Origin of the sequence: Embleya sp. NPDC059213, assembly GCF_042754445.1 — a bacterium.
Classification (GTDB): domain Bacteria; phylum Actinomycetota; class Actinomycetes; order Streptomycetales; family Streptomycetaceae; genus Embleya.
The window spans coordinates 154,403-172,929 of the sequence record NZ_JBHZAV010000003.1; the positions used below are offsets into that span (position 1 = coordinate 154,403).

The window sequence follows — 18,527 nt, forward strand, 5'->3', positions numbered from 1 at the left end:
GGCTTGTCGGATGCTCCCGGGGAAGCAGACGGGCCCCTGGAGGCTGCTCCCCAGGGAGCAGGAACGTGCTGGTCGAGGGCCTCTTGGACCTGCTGGGGCAGCAGGGCCGGTGCATCCCCGGGTCGGACGCCGGCCGGGCCGCGAATCGGAAGAGTTGTTCCCGTCGACGAGGCCCCCGGAGCGAGGCCGTTTCCGCACCTCGCCGACGGGCCCGGGCCCACGCCCCGACCCGCGCTCCCGTCCGGCATTGCTTCCAGGAGGTCACCGTGAACGCGTCCCCGACGACCGGGAAACGGCGCTATTCGAGGTCGGTCCGCAGGGCGGTCAACTCCGGGCACGTGGTGTTCGCGGTCGGCCTGCTGGGCGTCGAGTGGGTCATGCTGCTGATCGGCATCGTGGCCCGCGCGACCGACGACCCCGCGCTGCGACACGGCGCGTATCAGCTGATGCGGATATTCGCGCTGGCGGGCGGGATTCCGTTCGCCGTGCTGTCGCTGATCACCGGTGTGCTGCTGTGCCTGCGGACGCCCTGGGGGCTGTGGCAGCACCTCTGGATCAAGATCAAGATCGTGCTGCTGATCGCGGTGATCGTGGCCGGCGCCGGTGTGGTCAGCCAGTTCGCGCATCGGATGATCGCCGCCTCCGCCTCCGGTGGTAACGCGGACGCGTTGCCACCGCTGCAGACCTGGCACCTGGTCGTGGTGATCTTCCAGTTGCTCGCGTTGATCGCCGCGACGGCGCTGTCCGTCTTCAAGCCCTCGGGCGACCGCGGCCGGGGTCGGACCCGGTCGAGCCGGCGCACCGACGACACACCGCGCGATCGGCGCGTCCCGGCCGGCACGGCCGACCGGGACGACCGGGCCGACGCCGCGGCTGCGCCCGCCCGTGCGGGTCGACCCGCACCCCTTGCTTCCTCCCGTCCCCTCTCCCGAGAAGGATCGTCATGACCACCACCATCGACCCCACGAAGCACTACGCGGCGCGCGCCGAACACGTCTCGCGTGTGCACGGCGTCGGGGACACCGTCGTGCGCGCCCTGGACGACGTCACCATCGGCTTCCCCCGCGGCCGGTTCACCGCCGTGATGGGTCCCTCCGGGTCGGGCAAGTCCACGCTGCTGCACTGCCTGGCCGGCTTGGACGACGTCACCGACGGCGCGGTCTTCCTCGGTGACACCGAGCTGGGCTCGCTCACCGACCGGCAGCTCACCCGGCTGCGCCGGGACCGGATCGGATTCGTCTTCCAGGCGTTCAACCTGCTGCCCACGATGACCGCGCTGGAGAACATCGTGCTGCCCGCGTCGCTCGCGGGCCGCAAGTCGGACCCGGCCTGGCTGGACCGGGTGGTCACCGCGGTCGACTTGGCACAGCGACTGCACCACCGGCCCGGCGAGCTTTCCGGCGGGCAACAGCAGCGGGTCGCGGTGGCCCGGGCACTGGTCGGGCGACCGGAGATCGTGATGGCCGACGAGCCGACCGGCAACCTCGACTCGCGCTCGGGCGCCGAGGTGCTCGCGCTGCTGCGCGACGCCGTGAACGAACTCGATCAGACCGTGCTGATGGTCACCCACGACCCGGTCGCCGCGGGCTACGCGGACAGCGTGGTGTTCCTGGCCGACGGCCGGATAGCCGACGAGATGCAGGCGCCGACCCCGGACCGGGTGCTGGACCGGATGAAGGCATTCGACCGAGTCGCCGCGGGTGCCGGCGCCCGAGGGGAGTGACGCGCGATGCTGATTCGTCTCTCGCTCGCCAACCTGTGGGCCCGCAAACGCCGGCTCGTGGGACTCGCCCTCGCCGTGCTGCTGGGCACGGCTTTCCTCTCCGGCGCGCTCGTGCTCGCCGACACGATGAACTCCTCCATCGGCGGGCTGATCCGAGACAGCGGCGCCGGCACGGACGTGGTGGTGCGCAACGCCACCTCGGTGACCGACCGGCCCGGCAGCCAGCGGGGCGCGATCGACGGCGCACTGGTGGACCGGGTCCGGGCGGTGCCCGGCGTCGCGGGCGCCGAACCGGTGATCCAGGGCTACGGTCAGGTGATCGGCAAGGACGGCAAGGCGCTCACCGGCAACGGCCCGCGCACGGCGGGCAATTGGGTGACCGATCCGGCCCTGACGCCGTACCGGCTGGCCGCCGGCCGCGCGCCGACGGGGCCCGACGAGGTGGTCATCGACCGGGCCACCGCCAAACAGGGGCACCTGGCGCCCGGCGACCGGACCACCGTGCTCACCCCCGGGCCGGTGCCGGTGACCATCGTGGGCGTGGCCACCTTCGGTGACCTGGACGCCTTCGGCGGCGGCTCGTATACCGCCTTCGACCTCGACGGCGCACGCCGATACGTGCTGCGCGACCCGGGCAAGGTCGGCACCATCGCGGTCCGGGCCGCGCCCGGCACCGACCAGAAGGACCTGGCCGCGCGGATCCAGCGAGCGCTGCCGGCCGACGTGCAGGCGGTGCCCGGCAACGTGGCCACCGGCGAGGCGGTGTCCGCCGTGGAGGACAGCTTCCTGAAGGTCTTCCGCACCTTCCTGACCGTCTTCGCCGCGATCGCGCTGGTCGTCGCGGCCTTCTCGATCAATCACACGTTCTCCGTGGTGGCCGCGCAGCGCACCCGCGAGGTCGCCCTGATGCGGGCGCTGGGGGCGAGCCGGGGCCAGGCGCTGCGACAGGCGCTGATCGAGGCCCTGGTGATCGGCGTGGCGGCTTCCGCGCTCGGCCTGGCGGCCGGGCTCGGGCTGGCCGCCGGGCTCAAGGAGTTGTTCGCCGGGCTCGGCTTCGAACTACCGGCCCGCGGGCTGACGTTCAAGACGTCCACCGCGCTCACGGTGTTGCCCGTCGGCATCCTGGTGACCGCGTTCGCCGCGTTGGTGCCGGCCGTGCGCGGCTCGCGGGTGGCACCGGTGACCGCGCTGCGCGGCGCGGGCGCGGAGCGCACCGAACTGCCGCGTGGGCGGCTGCTCGCGGGCCTGGTGCTGCTCGCGGCGGGCCTGGCGGTGGGCATCGCCGGCGGCGGCCTGGTGGGTCTGGCGATCGCCGCGCCGGCCCTGCTCGCGGGCGTGTTGTCGGTGGCCCCGGCGGGCATCCGGGCGGCCGGTGGTCCGCTCACCGCGCCGCTGCCGCGACTGCGGGGCGCGCCGGGCGCGTTGGCGCGCGGCAATCTGCTGCGCAGCCCGCGTCGAACCGCCGGTGCGGCGACCGCGATGTTGCTCGGGATCGCCATCGTCACCCTGTTCGCGGTGTTCGCGGCCTCGCTCAAGGAGGGTGCCGGTGAGCAGACCCGGAAGGTGATCGCCGGACAGTTGGTGATCGGCGGATCCTCGCCCGCCGGCTGGGCCGGGGGCGGCCACAGCCCCGAACTCACGCGGCGGGCCTCCGAGTTGCCCGGCGTGGTCGCGGCGACCGGGATCCGCAACGCGGGTGCGTTGGTGGACGGGCACGGTCGGCAACTGCTGGCGGTGGACTCGGGCCGGCTGGACCGGGTGTTCGATCTCGACGTGCGGCAGGGGCGGGTGACCGGGCTCGGTCCCAGTGGTCTGGCGGTGTCCGCGGACGCCGCGAAGGACCGGGGCTGGCGGCTCGGTTCGACCACCGAGGTGACCTTCCCGGACGGTGCGCGGCAGACGTTCACCGTCACCGGGCTCTACGACCGCACGGCCGTGGTCGGCGACTACCTGATCGATCGCGTCGCGTGGGAGTCGCACGCCGACGCGGCCCTGGACGCCGCGACGGTGCTGCGGCTCGCGCCGGGCGTCTCGACGCACACGGTCGAGGGCGAGGTCGAGCGGTTGGCCAAGGACTACGGCGCGCCGCCGGTACGGGACCGGGAAGGGTTCGTGGCGGCGCGGGCGGAGATGTTGCAGACGCTGGTCGCGGTGGTCTACGTGCTGCTCGCGCTCGCGTTGGTGATCGCGTTGGGCGGTATCGCGAACACGCTGTCCCTGGCGGCCTACGAACGCACGCGCGAGCTGGGCCTGTTGCGGGCGATCGGCGCGGCGCGATCCCAGGTGCGGTCGGCGCTGCGCTGGGAGTCGACGTTGGTCGCGGTGATCGGCGCGGTGAGTGGGCTCGTGGTCGGCCTGTTCCTGGGCTGGGTGGCGATTCGTGCGATCGGCGGTGTCGATACGGGGGCGGCGCTGCCGTTCTCGGTGCCCACGGTGCAACTGGCGGTGCTGGTGGGCGTGGGCGCGCTCGGTGGGCTGGCAGCCGGAGCGCGGCCTGCCGCGCGGGCCGCGCGGTTGCCTGTGCTTCGTTCGATCGCGACCGAGTAGGTTCGCTTCGTCCTCGGGGGCCGGCCGGGTTCCGTGACCCCGCCTCCGGCCGAGGTGGCCTCAAGCGCCGGCCGGGCCGAATTTCGGTCCGGCCGGCGCTTCGCCGTTGGCGTGCGCGGTGAATCGGCTCCGGTGGCCTCGAACGCCGGCCGGGTTGGTTCCGTCCGTGGCCGGCCGGCCGGGCGGGCGCCGTTGCTGCTGTGCGAGATCCGCCGCGCGTGGGTGGACGGACACCGTCACCGGGTCTCTCCGCGAAGGCCGCCGCGCGTCCGAGGCCCTGCACGTCCGGCCGCAAGCGCCGATTGCCGGCGGAGGACACCAGGTCGGCGCCATCATGAGCGGACTTCCCTTTTCTCAGCTCAGTTGCTCGGCCAGCGCGAGGACGACTCCGCTCGGCCCGCGGAGATAGCAGAGCAGGTAGCTGTCCTCGAAGCGTGTCACTTCGCCGACGAGTTCGGCGCCGTGCGGGCGGAGGCGGGCGAGGGTGTCCTCGATGTCGTCGACGGCGAACATGATGCGGTGCAGGCCCAGCGTGTTCGCCGGGGCGATCTCCGGCTCGGGGGTGATCGCCTTGGGGGTGTGGTACTTCGCCAGTTCGATCCGGCCCGGGGCGTCCGGGATCCGCAACATCGCGATCTCGCTTCGCATGTCGTCGAGCCCGACGACGTTCCCCGCCCAGCGTCCTTCGATCGGCATCCTGCCTTCCAGCTCCATGCCGAGTTCGATGAAGAAGGCGACGGCGGCGTCGAGGTCGTCGACGACGATGCCGACATTGTCCATGCGCTGAATGGTCATGTTCCCGAGGGTAGGGTCCGGGTCCGACGCCGTCGGCTCGACCGGCCGTCTCGCCGGTCACCACTCCTTTCCTTCTTGTGGTTGTCGGGGTCGAGCGGCGGGACGACGTCGACACGGCCGAAGGTCCTCCCGTCCGAGCCTTCCGGCGAATCCGGATACACGCATCGGATTTCCGGCCGAGGAAACCAGGGCCTGTCTTCGATCCCCCGCCGAGCTCCGCGACGCCCGGCACCGCACCTCGCCGCCCCGGAGAAACACCGGAATGGAACCACTACGCAGGCGCTTCTCCGGCACGCCGACGCATGGCATCCACCCTTCGGGCTCCTCGCTGCGCTCACGCCGCAGAGCCCGACGGGGGATTGCAGACACGCCCCTGGCTAGGCCGCGTGTTCCTTGGCGCCGGTGAAGGCGGCCCACAGGGAGGCGTAGGGGCCTGCCTGGGTGAGGAGTCGGGTGTGGGTGCCGAGTTCGACGAGGCGGCCTCGGTCGATGACGGCGATGCGGTCGGCGCGGGCGGCGGTGGTCAGGCGGTGGGCGACGACCAACGTGGTGCGGCGGCCGGTGAGAGCTTCGGTGGCCCGGGTGACCGCGGCCTCGGTGGCCAGGTCGAGTGCGGCGGTGGCCTCGTCGAGCAGGAGGATGTCCGGGTCGACCAGATAGGCGCGGGCGAGCGCGATCAGTTGGCGCTGGCCCGCCGACAGGTTGCGCCCCCGCTCGCCGACGTCGTGCAGATAGCCCCCGTTCAGCTCGGCGATCGCGGCATGCGCGCCGACCGCCCGGGCCGCCGCCTCGACCTCGGCGTCCGTGGCCTCCGGGCGGCCGTACGCGATCGCGTCCCGCACGCTGCCCGGAGCCAGATACGCCTCCTGCGGGACGATGCCGAGCCGGTGTCGATAGGCCGCGAGGTCGTAGTCGCGCACGTCCACGCCGTCCACCAGCACCGCGCCGCCGGTCACGTCGTAGAACCGGGCCACCAGCTTGACCAGCGTGGACTTGCCCGCGCCGGTCTGCCCCACCAGCGCGACCGTCTCGCCCGGTTCGACGTGCAGCGAGATGCCGGACACCACCTCGGGCGACTCGGCGGCGGCGGCAACGCCGGCATCGGTGACCTCGTCGTCCACGAAAGTGGGCGCGTTGTACGCGAACCGCACGTCCTCGAAGGTGATCGCCCCCTTGAGCCCGCTCGCCGGCACCGGTACCGGCACGGCCGGCGGCGGGGTCGTGGTGGGCGTGCGCAGCAGGTCGCGGATCCGGCGCAGCCCCACCGCCGCCTGCTGGTAGCCGTCGAAGACCTGGGAGAGCTGCTGGATCGGTGAGAAGAACATGTCGATGTACAGCAGGTAGGCGATCAACGCGCCCGCCGACAACGTGCCGCCGCCGACCCGATGCGCGCCGACGATCAGCGCGATGCCCGCCGCGACGCTGGACAGGAACTGCCCGAACGGGAAGTAGATCGCGATGTAGCGCTGCGCCCGCAGCCGCGATGCGCGGTAGTCGTCGCTGCGTTCGGCGAACCGCTCCGAATTACGGCCCTCACGGCGAAACGCCTGCGACACCCGCAGTCCCGCGACGTTCTCCTGCAGATCGGCGTTGACCACGCTGACCTTCTCGCGCGCCTCCGTGTACGCCTTGGACGACTTGGATCGAAACACCACGGTGGCCGCGATCAGGATCGGCAGCACACTCATCACGATCAGCCCGAGCTCCCAGTCGAGCACGAGCAGCGCGATCATGATCCCGAAGAAGGTCAGCACGCTGACCACCGCGCTGATCAACCCGGTCTGCAAGAACGTGGACAGCGCGTCCACGTCGGTGGTCATCCGGGTCATGATCCGCCCGGACAACTCGCGTTCGTAGTAGTCCAGGCCCAGTCGTTGCAGGTGGGCGAAGGTCTTCACCCGCAGTGTGTAGAGCAACCGCTCGCCGGTGCGACCCGCGATCAGTGCCTGGCCGACGTTGACGAACCAGTCGGCGGCCACGATCACGACGGCGATCAGCGACACCGTCATGATCGCGCCGGTCGCCCCGTCGTCGATGCCCCGGTCGATCCCGTCCCGGATCAGCGCCGGCAGCGCCAGTTGTGCGCCGGTGTCCAGGATCACCAGGACCAAGGCGAGCGACAACGCCCACCGGAACGGCCGCAACAACGAGCGCAGATCGAACGCCGAGTCCAAGCGTCGCGCCCGCGCGTCGTCCACGTCGGGCCGATCCGTCGCGGGCGGAAGCTTGGCCACCTGGGCGAGCAACTCCGGCGTGGCCTGGAGCATCGCCGCCCACCCACGCGGGCCACCGCCCGTCCCGGTCCCGGCGACCGCACCCGGCGCGACCGCGGGCACCGCATCGGTCGAGGCCGAACGCTCCCACAGCGCGGGCGTCACCCCACCGGCGGCCGACGGCTCGCCCGGATCCCCGAGCACACCCGGCGCGCCCGCCCCGATCGCCTCGTGCGCGTCCACGCCCTCCGCGTCCTCGCCCGGCCCCGACAGCAGCAGCCGGTACAACGGGCAGCGCCCGCTCAGCTCGTCATGGCTGCCCACGTCCACCAGCCGACCCCGATCCAGCACCGCGATCCGGTCGGCCAGTTGCAGCGTCGAGCGGCGGTGTGCGACCAGGATCGTGGTGCGCCCGGCCATCACCCGGTGCAGCGTGGCGTGGATCTCCGCCTCGACCTTGGGGTCCACCGCCGAGGTCGCGTCGTCCAGCAACAGGATCCGCGGATCGGTGATCAACGCCCGGGCGAGCGCCACCCGTTGCCGCTGCCCGCCGGACAGCGTCAGGCCCTGTTCGCCGACCACCGTGTCGTAGCCCGCCGGCAGTTCGCGGATGAACGCGTCGGCCTCGGCCGCCCGCGCCGCCGCGAGCACCTGCTCCTCGGTCGCGTCCGGCCGGCCGTACGCGATGTTGGCCCGCACGGTGTCCGAGAACAGGAAGCTGTCCTCCATCACCAGGCCGATCGCCGAGCGCAGCGAGTCGAACGTCAGATCCCGCACATCGTGCCCGTCCACCAGGATCGCCCCGGACTGCACGTCGTAGAACCGGGGCAGCAACATCGACACGGTGGACTTGCCCGATCCGGAGGTGCCCACCAGGGCCAACGTCTCGCCCGGTTCCACCCGCAGCGACAACCCGTCCAGCACCGGCCGGGAGGCGACGTAGCCGAACCGCACATCCGCCAACTCCACCGAGGCGGCCACCACCGGCAGCACCCGGGCGTCCGGCTTCTCGGTCACGATCGGCTGGGAGTCGATCACCTCGAAGATGCGCTCCACGCTGGCCCGGGCCTGCTGCCCGAACGTCAACAGGCCGGAGAGCATGCGCACCGGCCCGACCAATTGGCCGAGGTAGGTGGAGAAGGCCAGGAACGTGCCCAGGGTGATCTCGCCGCGCACGGCCAACCAGCCGCCGAGCGCGAGCACCCCGACCTGGCCGAGTGCGGGGATCGTGGCAAGCGTCGGGGTGTACCGACTGTTCAACCGGACCGCGCGCAGCCGGGAGGCGAACAGCCTGCGGCCGGCCGTCTCCAGCCGGAGCAATTCCTGCTCCTCCTGACCGAAGCCCTTGACCACCCGGACCCCGGTCACCGCGTTGTCCACCACGCCGGCCAGCGCGGCGGCGTCCTGCTGAGCCTGCCAGGTGGCCGGGAACAGCCGCTTCCGGGACAGGTAGGCCACCGCGAACAAGCCCGGCCCCACCGCCAGCGACACCAGTGTGAGCAGCGGCGAGAGCCAGAACATCACCCCGAGCGAGATGACGAAGAGCAGCACGCTGCCGGTCATCATCGGGATCATCGACATGAAGCCCTGGACCATCGTCACGTCGGAGATGCCCCGACTGACGATCTGCCCGGTCTGCAATTCGTCCTGCCGCGCACCGTCCAGCCGGGAGAGCGCGCCGAAGATGCGGGTGCGCAGGTCGTACTGCACGTCCAGGGACAACTTGCCGCCGACGTAGCGCCGCGCGTAGGTACAGCCGAAGACGACCACGGCCGCGCCCAGCAGCAGCACCGACAGCGGCAGCAGATCGCCCAACTCGCCGGCGACCGCGTCGTCGACCACCTTGCGCTGCACCAGCGGAACCAGCGCGGTGACCGCCATCCCCACCAGGGACGCCCCGAACGCGATCAGCACGCTGCTCCGGTACCGCCACGAGGCGGCCAGCAGGCGGCGTAGCCAGCCGTGTTCGGCGCGGCCCGGCGCGGGTGTGGTTGTCATGGACAACCATTCTAATTGTCAACCGGCAAAACGATGTTCGGATGACCCGAAGACACCCTGGACCCCACACACCGCGCGGGCCATCATGGGCCGCGATCCGCCGCCCGACCGGACCGGCCCACCGGGGCGCCCGACCGCCGACGGATCACCCGAAACCGCCCGGACCGCCCGCGAACCCCACCCAGGAGCCGCCATGACGTCCCCCGCCACCCCCTGGGAGCTGCCCGCGGGCTTCTCCTGGGGCACCGCGACCGCCGCCTACCAGATCGAGGGCGCGGTGACCGAGGACGGCCGAGGCCGCTCGGTCTGGGACACCTTCTGTGCCGAACCGGGGCGGATCCGCGACGGCCACACCGGCGAGATCGCCTGCGACCACTACCACCGCTGGGCCGAGGACGTCGCGCTGATGGCCGACCTGGGCGTGGACGCCTACCGGTTCTCCATCGCCTGGCCGCGGATCCAGCCGGATGGGCGGGGCAAGCCGAATCCGGCGGGTCTGGACTTCTACGACCGCCTGGTCGACGCGCTGATCGAACGCGGCATCACGCCGACCCCGACGCTGTTCCACTGGGACCTGCCGCAGGCCCTGGAGGACGGCGGCGGCTGGCTCGCGCGCGACACCGCCGCCCGATTCGCCGACTACGCGGAACACGTCGCGGCCCGGCTCGGCGACCGGGTGCGTACCTGGATCACGCTCAACGAGCCGTTCATCCACATGGCCTGGGGCTATGCGCTCGGCGTGCACGCGCCGGGCCACGCGCTGCTCCTGGACGCGCTGCCCGCCGCGCACCACCAACTGCTCGGCCACGGTCTGGCCGCCGCCGTGCTGCGCGAGGCCGGCGCGGAACGGGTCCTGGTGTCCAACAACCTGACCCCGGTGACCGCGGCGAGCGAGAGCGCGGCCGATCGGGCCGCCGCGGCGGCGTACGACACGCTGCACAACCGGCTGTTCACCGACCCGCTGCTGCTCGGCCGCTACCCGGATCTGAGCGCGTACGGCCACGACGCCGCGGCGCTGCCCTTCGTCGAACCCGGCGATCTCGACCTGATCGGCGGCTCGGTGAGCGGCCTGGGCGTCAACTACTACAACCCGACGGTGATCGCCGAGGGTGAGCCGGGCGCGCCGCTGCCGTTCACCACGGTGGAGATCACCGGCGTGCCGCGGACCGCCTTCGACTGGCCGGTGGTCCCCGAGGGACTGAGCACCCTGCTGACCGGGCTCGGGGCGCGCTACGGCGACGCGCTGCCGCCGATCTGGATCACCGAGAACGGCTGCTCGACGGCGGAGGGGCTCGACGATCCGGAACGCATCGCGTTCCTGGACGGGCATATCGCCGCGGTGAGCGCGGCGAGCAAAGCCGGAATCGACGTCCGCGGCTATTTCGTCTGGTCCCTGCTGGACAACTTCGAATGGGCCGAGGGCTATCACCAACGGTTCGGCTTGATCCATGTCGACTTCCCGACCGGGACCCGGACACCGCGAGCTTCGTATCACTGGCTGCGTGAGCGCATCGGCGCCGGGCGGCCCGCATAACGCCCGGCACGGTACATGGACACGTGCGGGAGCGCGCAGGCGCATAATCCTCACCCTTCCGGGTGAAATTGCGTGTCCTGGACCCTGGGCCAACCGATGACGTCACCCGGGAGGGCGAACGGTGTCTTTTCCTTTGCCGACAAAACCCTAGAGTTGCCGCGCCGCCATGAAATCCCCGGGCGGTGCGGCGGAGCCGTGTCCGGAATTCCGGAGCGCGGCGGGACGCCGATTCGTTTCCCCCGACGTCCCCGGTGAAGGGCAATTCCATGGTCAAGCACGGATTTCGCAAGGCGGCCGTGATCATCACGGCGGTCATCTTCGGCTCGATGGCCTCGCTGTACATTCCCGCGGCACGCGCCGCGCAGACGCCTCGCGAGCCGCTGATGCCGGACAGCTTCCTGCCGGCCCAACTGCTGTTGCCCTTCCAGAGCGCGATCTTCAACACCCAGGGCACGGTGGTCTTCGGCTGACCGCCCACCGGCGCCGCCGCGTGGCGCCACCGGCGGCGGAGTCGACCCCGGAGTCGAGGGGCGAGGAGCGGTGCCTCGTCCCTCGACCCGGGATCGCCCGCCGCCCGAGGCCATCCCGGACGCACGGCGGCGCCCGATGCCCGAAGGCGCCCGGTACAGGGCGGCGCCCGGCGCACGGCCGGGTCCGACGGTCGGCTACTTGAGCTGACCGGCGATCGCCTTGAGGCCCTCGGCGGCGTACTTCTCGTCCAGGTCGCCGGCGGGGGCACCGGCCACCCCGATGCCCACGATCGGGGCGCCGTCCACGGCCACCGGCACCGCGCCGGCCAGGAACAGCGTGCCGGGGATGTCCCGGAGCGACGCGCCCGGGGCGGTGACCCGCTGGGCGAGCGTCGAGGTCGGGGCGTTCCAGGACACGGCGGTGTACGCCTTGCGCCGGGCCGACTCCTCCGACTGCGGGCCGGCGCCGTCACCCTTGAGCACCACCCGGGTGGAGCCGTCCCGGGCGACCACGACCACGGTGACCCGCTGACCGTCCTTCTCGGCGGCGTCGAGCGCGGCCTGGGCCGCCTTGCTCGCGGCGTCCACGCCCAGCGTCTTGACCGACACCACGGCCGCCGCCGGGCGCTCGTCGTGCTTGGCCTCCGAGGTGCCGGGCACCTGGGCCGCCGCGACACCGGCGGTGACCGCACCGACCGCCGCGAGCGAGAAGACCCCGGTCAGCACCCGACCACGCGTCGAAAAGTTGCTCATCGTCCGTACTCCCTATTCCTGCGTCGTTCCCGGGCGTTGTCCCGATGCCTCCACACTCCCGTCGATCCGCCCGCCCGCCATCGGCAGAGTCGCCGGTCCCGGCGCGCCGGTCGGGCGGTGCGAAGATCAACCGATCGGCCGATCCGGACCCCGGCGCGTCGGCCCACGGTGGAGGGGACCGTCGATCCGCGCGCGTTCGCGCGTGGTCGAGCCGAACGGGACAGGGAACAGGTACGTCGTGCCCCGACAGCGAACAGAGCCATGGCCGGTGCGGCACGCCGGACTGGTGATCCACGCGGGTTTCCTGCTGCTGCTCGCCGCGTCGCTCGCCCGATACACGGTCCGACACGGCACCGACGGCCGGGCGCCGTGGGTGCTCGCGCTCGCGCTGCTGCTCGCCGTGCTCTACCTGGCCGGCCTGGCCCTGCCCGAGGACGCCGCACCCGCGCGAGCGGCCTGGCTGACCGCGGTGCTCGCCACGTGGCTGGCGCTGGTCACCGTCGCGCCGAGCTTCGCGTGGTGCGCCGTGCCGCTGCTCTACACCGGTCTGCGGGTCTTGTCGACGCGGGCGGCGATCGGCACGGTGGTGCTGCTCACCACCGCCGTGGTGATCGCCCAGTACCGACTCGCCGACACCATCGACCCCAGCCTGTTCCTCGGCCCGCCCGCGGTCGCCGCGATCGCCACCGCCGTGTTCACCCGGATGCGCAGCGACGAGCGCCGGCTGCGCGAGACCGTCGCCGAACTCGCGGTCAGCGAGCGCCGCGCGGGCGTGCTGGCCGAGCGCGAGCGGTTGTCCCGGGAGATCCACGACACCATCGCGCAGGGCACCTCCAGCCTGCGGATGTTGCTCCAGGCCGCGGACCGGAGCTGGGACGCCGATCCCGTCGCCGCCCGTGCGCACGTGCACCGGGCGGAGCAGGTGGCGGCGCTCGGCGTCGAGGAGATCCGCCGGTTCGTCCGCGACCTGGCCCCCGCCGAACTCGCCGACGACCCCGGGCTCGCGGGCGGCCTGGCCCGGGTCGTCGAACGTTTCCGGACCCAGGACGGGCCCGATGTCACGCTCGCCGTGGACGGCCGGATCCGCGCGCTGGCCGAGCCGGTGCAGGCCGCGCTCACCCGGACCGCGCAGGGCGCGCTGGCCAACGTGCGCGAACACGCCCGGGCCCGGGCCGTGCACGTGACCCTCACCTACCTGCCGGACCGGGTGGCACTGGACATCCGCGACGACGGCGTCGGCTTCGACCCGGGCCGGACCCGGGTGGGCGACCTGCGTGGCTACGGTCTCCCGTCGCTGCGCCGCCGACTGGCCGAGGTGGGCGGCGAACTCACCGTCGAGAGCGCCCCGGGCGAGGGCACCGCACTCGCCGCCACCGTCCCCGACGCCGCACCGCCGCCCGCCGCGGCCGCCGACACCGAGCCCTCCTCCCGTCCGAGCCCAGGAGCCACCCCGTGAACCCGATCCGCCTGATCGTGTGCGACGACCACGCCGTGGTCCGGGCCGGCCTGCTCGCGCTGTTCGCCGGGGAGGCGGGCATCGAGGTGGCGGGCGAGGCGGCGAGCGGCGAGGACGCGGTCCGGCAGGCCGCCGCGCTGCGCCCCGACGTGGTGCTGATGGACCTGCAACTGGTCGGCGGGATCGACGGCGTCGAGGCCACCCGGCGCCTGCTCGCGCTGCCCGAGCCGCCGCACGTGCTGGTGTTGACCATGTACGACACGGACGCGGACGTCTCCCGGGCGATCGAGGCGGGCGCGGCCGGCTACCTGCTCAAGGCGGGCAGCCCCGAGGACCTGTTCCGCGCGGTGCACGACGCCGCGGCGGGCCGGACCGTGCTGGCCCCCGAGGTGGCCGCGCGCCTGTTCAGCCGGATGCGCAAGCCCGACAGCACGCTGACCGCCCGCGAGGTGGAGATCCTGCACCTGCTCGCGCGCGGCGTCGGCAACGCGGAGATCGCCCGCGAGTTGTTCATCTCGCAGGCCACGGTGAAGACCCACCTGGGCCACATCTACGCGAAGCTCGGCGTGGACACCCGCACCGCCGCGGTGAGCGTGGCCACCGAACGGCGGCTGATCCGGCTGACCTGACGATCCGTCATTCCGGCGGCGCGAGCACTCGGACGACCTTGCAAACCCGCCACCCGCACCGCATAGTGCTAAACACAGTCAAGCATCTATCCGGCGGAGCGTGCCATGCCATTCGGACCCGACACCACCACCGACGAGGTCCTGGCGGGCCTCGACCCGACCGGCCGGGTCATCGTGATCACCGGCGGCACCTCCGGCCTGGGTCGGGAGAGCGCCCGGGCGCTCGCGGCGGCAGGCGCGCGGGTGGTGGTGACCGCGCGCGACGCGGACAAGGGTCGGGCGGCGGTCGCGGACCTGCCCGGCAAGGTGGAGTACGCCGTCCTTGACCTCACCTCGCTCGCCTCGATCCGCGCCGCCGCCGCCGAACTGCGCGAGCGATTCCCGAGGGTGGACGTCCTGGTCAACAACGCGGGAGTGATGGCGACCCCGTTCGCTCGCACCGCGGACGGCTTCGAGCTGCAATTCGGCACCAACCACGTGGGCCACTTCCTGTGGACCAACCTGCTGGTGCCCGCCCTGGGTCCCGGTGCGCGGGTGGTCAACCTCAGCTCCGCCGGGCATGTCGCCTCCGGGATCCGCTGGGCCGACCCCAACTACCGGGACGCGCCGGAGGATTACCAGCCCTGGAAGGCGTACGGCGCGTCCAAGACCGCCAACATCCTGTTCACCGTCGAATCGGACCGCCGGTTGCGCGGGCGCGGTATCCGGTCCCTCGCGGTGCACCCGGGCATGGTGGCGACCAACCTCGGTCGGTACATGACCCGGGACGCGGGACGCGATCTGCAGAAGAAGGTCACCGCCGCGAACATGCCGCCGCTCAAGCAGGTCGCGAGCGGTGCGGCGACCCAGGTCTGGGCGGCGGTGGGCGGTGAACTCGCCGACGTCGGCGGGGTCTACCTCGCGGACTGTGCGATCACCACCGAGCACGCGCCGTGGGCGCTGGACGAGGCGGACGCGGCGCGGTTGTGGACGTTGTCCGAGGGCCTGGTCGGCGAGGACTTCCCCTGGTGAGGGTCTACACGGGGATGGATCCGCGGCTGCCGCTGCGCGAGGTGGCCGCGCACGCGCGCCGAGCCGAGGCGGCCGGGTTCGACGGGTTGCACGTGGCCGAGACGGTGCACGACGCGTTCGCGGTCGCGTTGCTGGCCCTGGAGCACACCGAACGGATCGTGGTGCGCACCTCGGTGGCACTGGCCTTCGTGCGCTCGCCCCTGCTGACCGCGTACGGCGCGTGGGACCTGGCCCGCTTCTCCGGCGGCCGGTTCCAACTCGGCCTGGGCAGCCAGGTGCGGCCGAACATCGAGGAGCGGTACGGCATGCCGTGGTCGCCGCCGGTGGCCCGGATGCGCGACTACGTGGGCGCGGTGCGGGCCGCCTTCGAGGCGTTCCGGACCGGCGAACCGCCCGCGCACGAGGGGCCGCACCACCGACTCACCCGGATGCAGCCGTACTTCAACCCCGGCCCGGACCCGGACACCGTCGCCCCGCGCATCCTGCTGGGCGGGGTCGGCCGGGCGATGTGCACACTCGCGGGCGAACTCGCGGACGGCCTGGTCACCCACCCCACCAACTCCGGGCCGCGCTGGTTGCACACCGTCGCCCGCCCCGCGGTCGCCGAGGGCCGATCCCGCGCCGCGGTCCCGCGCACGTTCGAACTGATCGCCGGCACCCAACTGATCGCGGGCGCGGACCGTGCCGGGCTGGACGCCGAACGCGAGCGGCAGCGGCGGCTGTTCGCGTTCCTGTACTCGACCCCCGCGTATCGCGGCACGCTCGACCTGTACGGCTGGGGCGAACTCCAGGACCGGTTGCAACTGATGATCCGCCGGGACGACTGGTCCGCGTTGGCGCGGCACGTCACCGACGAGGTGCTCGACACGCTGGTGCCGATGGCGCTGTACGAGGAGATGCCCGCGCTCATCCGCGAGCGCTGGGGCGGCCTGGCGGACGCGGTCACCGTGCCGCTGCCGGTCGATCCGGCGCAGGACGCGCGGATCCGGGACGTGGTGCTCGCGCTGCGCTGAACGGGCGCGCCGGATGGTGCGTGGAAGGTTTCGAGTGGGGCGACGGGCCCGCAAGCGGGGGGAATGCTCGCGGGCCCGTCTTCCTCGGCGGCGCACTGGGGGGAGGTGCACGCCGCCGGCCGCCCCGCCGGTACCGTCCCGGGCCCGGCGGGAGCTTGAGGCCACGATGCCGCGTCGGTACCCCTTCGCGCCGGAGGATCGTCATATCCGGTCCCCATCGGTCGGCAAACACAGTCCACCTCCCGAGGATTGGCTCTTTGTGGGCAGGCCAGTCGGATCGAGAATGGGAACTGGCCTGGTTGTTGTGCGGGCCGATTCCATCGTGCCGCCGGGAGTGTGTCTCGTGAACGCGTATGTCGTCTGGTTCCTGGTCCTGTTCGTCGTGGCAACCGCCCTGCTCGGCCCGCGATTCGGCGCCGACACGCGCGACGGCGCGGATTGGTCCGCACCCCGCGGGCGGACCGGGACGCCGGGCGTCGACCCGCCCGAACCGTCGCCGGCCGGCGAACCGGCGCCGGCGCGGATCGTGGCGGCGTCGACGAAAACTGACGGATGGTCAGCTTTGCCGGGTCGTGCGCGTACGGGCGGCCCGGACCAGCGAATTCCATCGAGTGATCTTCTGGTCGGGGGCACTCCCGGTCGCTCCCGGTGAGCGCTAGCATCCGCGCTGAGGAGCTGCCGGAAAAGCCGTGCGCGCGGAATCCGCCGACCCCGTGAAACGGGGACCGCGGTGGGCCGTCCGGTGCCGTCCGGTATCGACAGCCGCAGCCCACCCGGGGGTCCATCTCCATGCACAGCGCCATCCGCCGTCGTATCCGCCCCGGAACACTCGCAGCCGGGCTGCTCGCGACGGTGTGCGCACTCGCCGCGCTCGCGCCGGCGGCGGTCGCCGGCGCCGACCGGCCGGGCGCCGTCCGAGTGCGGCCCGCCGCGCCGACGACGCCCGGCGGCACGACCCAGGTGCAGACGGCGGTCACCGGCGGCGGCGACCACCGGGTGACCGTGCCGGTCGGGGCCACCGCGATGACCGTGACCGTGTACGGCAAGGCGGCCGGCACCGTCCCGGGCTCGTCGGTGGCCGGCTCGGCCGCGGTCGCCGCGAACGGTCCGGTCCAGGCCGGCGCGACCCTGGTGGTCGGGATCCGCGACAACGGCACCACACTGTCCTCGGCGACCGCCCCGCTGCCCTGGCTGTTCGCCCCCGCCGCCGGCGGCAACGGCGCGTACGCCGACCCGATCGTCTTCCCCGGCGCGCAGACCTCCGCCTCCGGCGGGGTCGGCGACGGCCACGCCCTGCTGTCCTTCACGGTGCCCGCCGCCCAGGTCGGCGACCTGCTTCCGGCGATCGACTTCGGCGTCTCGCCGGTGGGCCGGGCGGTCACCCGCAATCTGCCGATCACCACGACCGGCGACGTGCCGTTCATGATCGCCTCCGCCAAGGTCGACGGCCCCTTCGCGGTCGACGCCAACGGCACCACCTGCGCGTCCGGCCCGGACACCAACGTGCCCGGCGGCTCCGCGTGCTCCTTCGCGATCACGTTCACCCCGACCAAACGCGGCTCGGCCGGCGGCACCCTCACCCTGACCGGCAACATCCCCGGCGGCAGCCGCACGGTCACCCTGTCCGGGGTGGGCAGCGGCAAGCCCGGCGCGCCCGGGGGCCTGGCCGCCACCGCCGGCCAGGGACAGGCGGTGTTGTCCTGGATGCCGCCGGCGGACACCGGCGACAGCCCGATCACCGGCTACCGGATCCTGCGCTCGACCAACGGCGAACCCGGATCGGCGGCGCCCCTGGCCACCCTGGGCGCGGACACCCTGACCCACACCGACCAGGGCCTGACCAACGGCACCACGTACTCCTACACGATCGTCGCGATCAACGCGATCGGCGAATCCGACCCGTCCCCGCCCGTCGACGCGGTGCCCTCGGCCACCCTGGTGCTGCCCGCCGCCGAGCTGCCGCCCGCGACCGTCGGCCGCCCGTACACCGCCAAGCTCGCCGCCCAGGGCGGCACCGCCCCCTACCACTGGGTCGCCGACGACCCGCTGCCGCCGGGACTGACCCTGGACCCGGACGGCGGTGTGATCACCGGCACTCCCAGCACCCCCGGCGAGACCGGCTTCGGGATCACCGTCTCGGACAACGCGCCGATCCGGCACGAGGCCAAGGCCCGCTTCGGGATCACCGTGACCGCCCCGGCCGGGACGGCCGCCGGATCCGCGCAGGCCGCGCTCACGCCGAGCGGTACGGACGGCGACGACGGCTCGCACGTGAGCACCTGGCTGTGGGGGATACTCGGACTCCTGGGCCTGATCGGGGTCGCCGTCGCGGTGCGCCGGCTACGGGCCAGGCAGGTCTGAGCGGGTCCCGAGCGCCCTGCCGAA

Annotated in this window: 13 protein-coding genes; 10 read left to right on the forward strand and 3 right to left on the reverse strand. The window is 72.8% G+C overall.

The features are described from left to right. The first annotated feature begins 266 nt into the window (after positions 1-266). From ACFXMF_RS02375 to ACFXMF_RS02385, 3 genes are read left to right on the forward strand one after another with little or no spacing between them, the layout of a single operon-like run. Positions 267-947 carry a hypothetical protein gene (locus ACFXMF_RS02375; RefSeq protein ID WP_379988447.1) on the forward strand — a complete coding sequence of 227 codons (681 nt, stop codon included), beginning with the start codon at positions 267-269 and terminating at the stop codon, positions 945-947. Further along, positions 944-1,723: an ABC transporter ATP-binding protein gene (locus tag ACFXMF_RS02380; protein WP_360306093.1), complete on the forward strand. Its 780-nt coding sequence runs from the start codon at positions 944-946 to the stop codon at positions 1,721-1,723. The genes ACFXMF_RS02375 and ACFXMF_RS02380 overlap by 4 nt, the downstream gene beginning before the upstream one ends. 6 nt (positions 1,724-1,729) lie before the next feature. Continuing rightward, positions 1,730-4,270 (forward strand): FtsX-like permease family protein, encoded by a 2,541-nt coding sequence (locus ACFXMF_RS02385; RefSeq protein WP_360306091.1) that lies wholly within the window; start codon positions 1,730-1,732, stop codon positions 4,268-4,270. Between the two features lie 354 nt (positions 4,271-4,624). Here ACFXMF_RS02385 and ACFXMF_RS02390 read toward each other — a convergent pair whose 3' ends face one another. Continuing rightward, the gene (locus ACFXMF_RS02390) at positions 4,625-5,065 is read right to left on the reverse strand and encodes a VOC family protein (RefSeq protein ID WP_360306089.1); all 441 of its coding nucleotides are present in this window, start codon (positions 5,063-5,065) and stop codon (positions 4,625-4,627) included. Between the two features lie 377 nt (positions 5,066-5,442). Beyond that, the gene (locus ACFXMF_RS02395; protein ID WP_379988446.1) at positions 5,443-9,276 is read right to left on the reverse strand and encodes an ABC transporter ATP-binding protein; all 3,834 of its coding nucleotides are present in this window, start codon (positions 9,274-9,276) and stop codon (positions 5,443-5,445) included. 193 nt (positions 9,277-9,469) lie between these two features. Here ACFXMF_RS02395 and ACFXMF_RS02400 point away from each other — a divergent pair, with 193 nt between their 5' ends. Continuing rightward, positions 9,470-10,810 carry a GH1 family beta-glucosidase gene (locus tag ACFXMF_RS02400; RefSeq protein ID WP_379988444.1) on the forward strand — a complete coding sequence of 447 codons (1,341 nt, stop codon included), beginning with the start codon at positions 9,470-9,472 and terminating at the stop codon, positions 10,808-10,810. 266 nt (positions 10,811-11,076) lie between these two features. After that, entirely contained in the window at positions 11,077-11,280 is a 204-nt protein-coding gene (locus ACFXMF_RS02405; protein WP_360306083.1) for a hypothetical protein, read from the forward strand. Positions 11,281-11,475: 195 nt separating this feature from the next. On the opposite strand, the gene ACFXMF_RS02410 is transcribed toward ACFXMF_RS02405, so the two are convergent. Beyond that, entirely contained in the window at positions 11,476-12,033 is a 558-nt protein-coding gene (locus ACFXMF_RS02410; protein ID WP_360306081.1) for a heme-binding protein, read from the reverse strand. A 268-nt stretch (positions 12,034-12,301) separates the two neighbouring features. On the opposite strand from ACFXMF_RS02410, the gene ACFXMF_RS02415 reads away from it, so the two are divergent. The 5 genes from ACFXMF_RS02415 to ACFXMF_RS02435 all read left to right on the forward strand — a co-directional run bounded on the left by ACFXMF_RS02415 (position 12,302) and on the right by ACFXMF_RS02435 (position 18,503). Next, positions 12,302-13,489 carry a sensor histidine kinase gene (locus tag ACFXMF_RS02415; RefSeq protein ID WP_379988442.1) on the forward strand — a complete coding sequence of 396 codons (1,188 nt, stop codon included), beginning with the start codon at positions 12,302-12,304 and terminating at the stop codon, positions 13,487-13,489. Further along, positions 13,486-14,118 (forward strand): response regulator, encoded by a 633-nt coding sequence (locus ACFXMF_RS02420; protein ID WP_379988441.1) that lies wholly within the window; start codon positions 13,486-13,488, stop codon positions 14,116-14,118. Before ACFXMF_RS02415 ends, ACFXMF_RS02420 begins: the two co-directional genes overlap by 4 nt. A gap of 105 nt (positions 14,119-14,223) precedes the next feature. After that, complete coding sequence (locus ACFXMF_RS02425) at positions 14,224-15,129, forward strand: SDR family NAD(P)-dependent oxidoreductase (RefSeq protein ID WP_360306075.1); 906 nt, start codon at positions 14,224-14,226, stop codon at positions 15,127-15,129. Beyond that, positions 15,126-16,142, forward strand: a complete 1,017-nt coding sequence (locus tag ACFXMF_RS02430) for a TIGR03617 family F420-dependent LLM class oxidoreductase (RefSeq protein WP_360306073.1) — start codon at positions 15,126-15,128, stop codon at positions 16,140-16,142. Before ACFXMF_RS02425 ends, ACFXMF_RS02430 begins: the two co-directional genes overlap by 4 nt. Positions 16,143-16,931: 789 nt before the next feature. Beyond that, positions 16,932-18,503 (forward strand): putative Ig domain-containing protein, encoded by a 1,572-nt coding sequence (locus ACFXMF_RS02435; protein WP_379988440.1) that lies wholly within the window; start codon positions 16,932-16,934, stop codon positions 18,501-18,503. Positions 18,504-18,527: the final 24 nt, after the last annotated feature.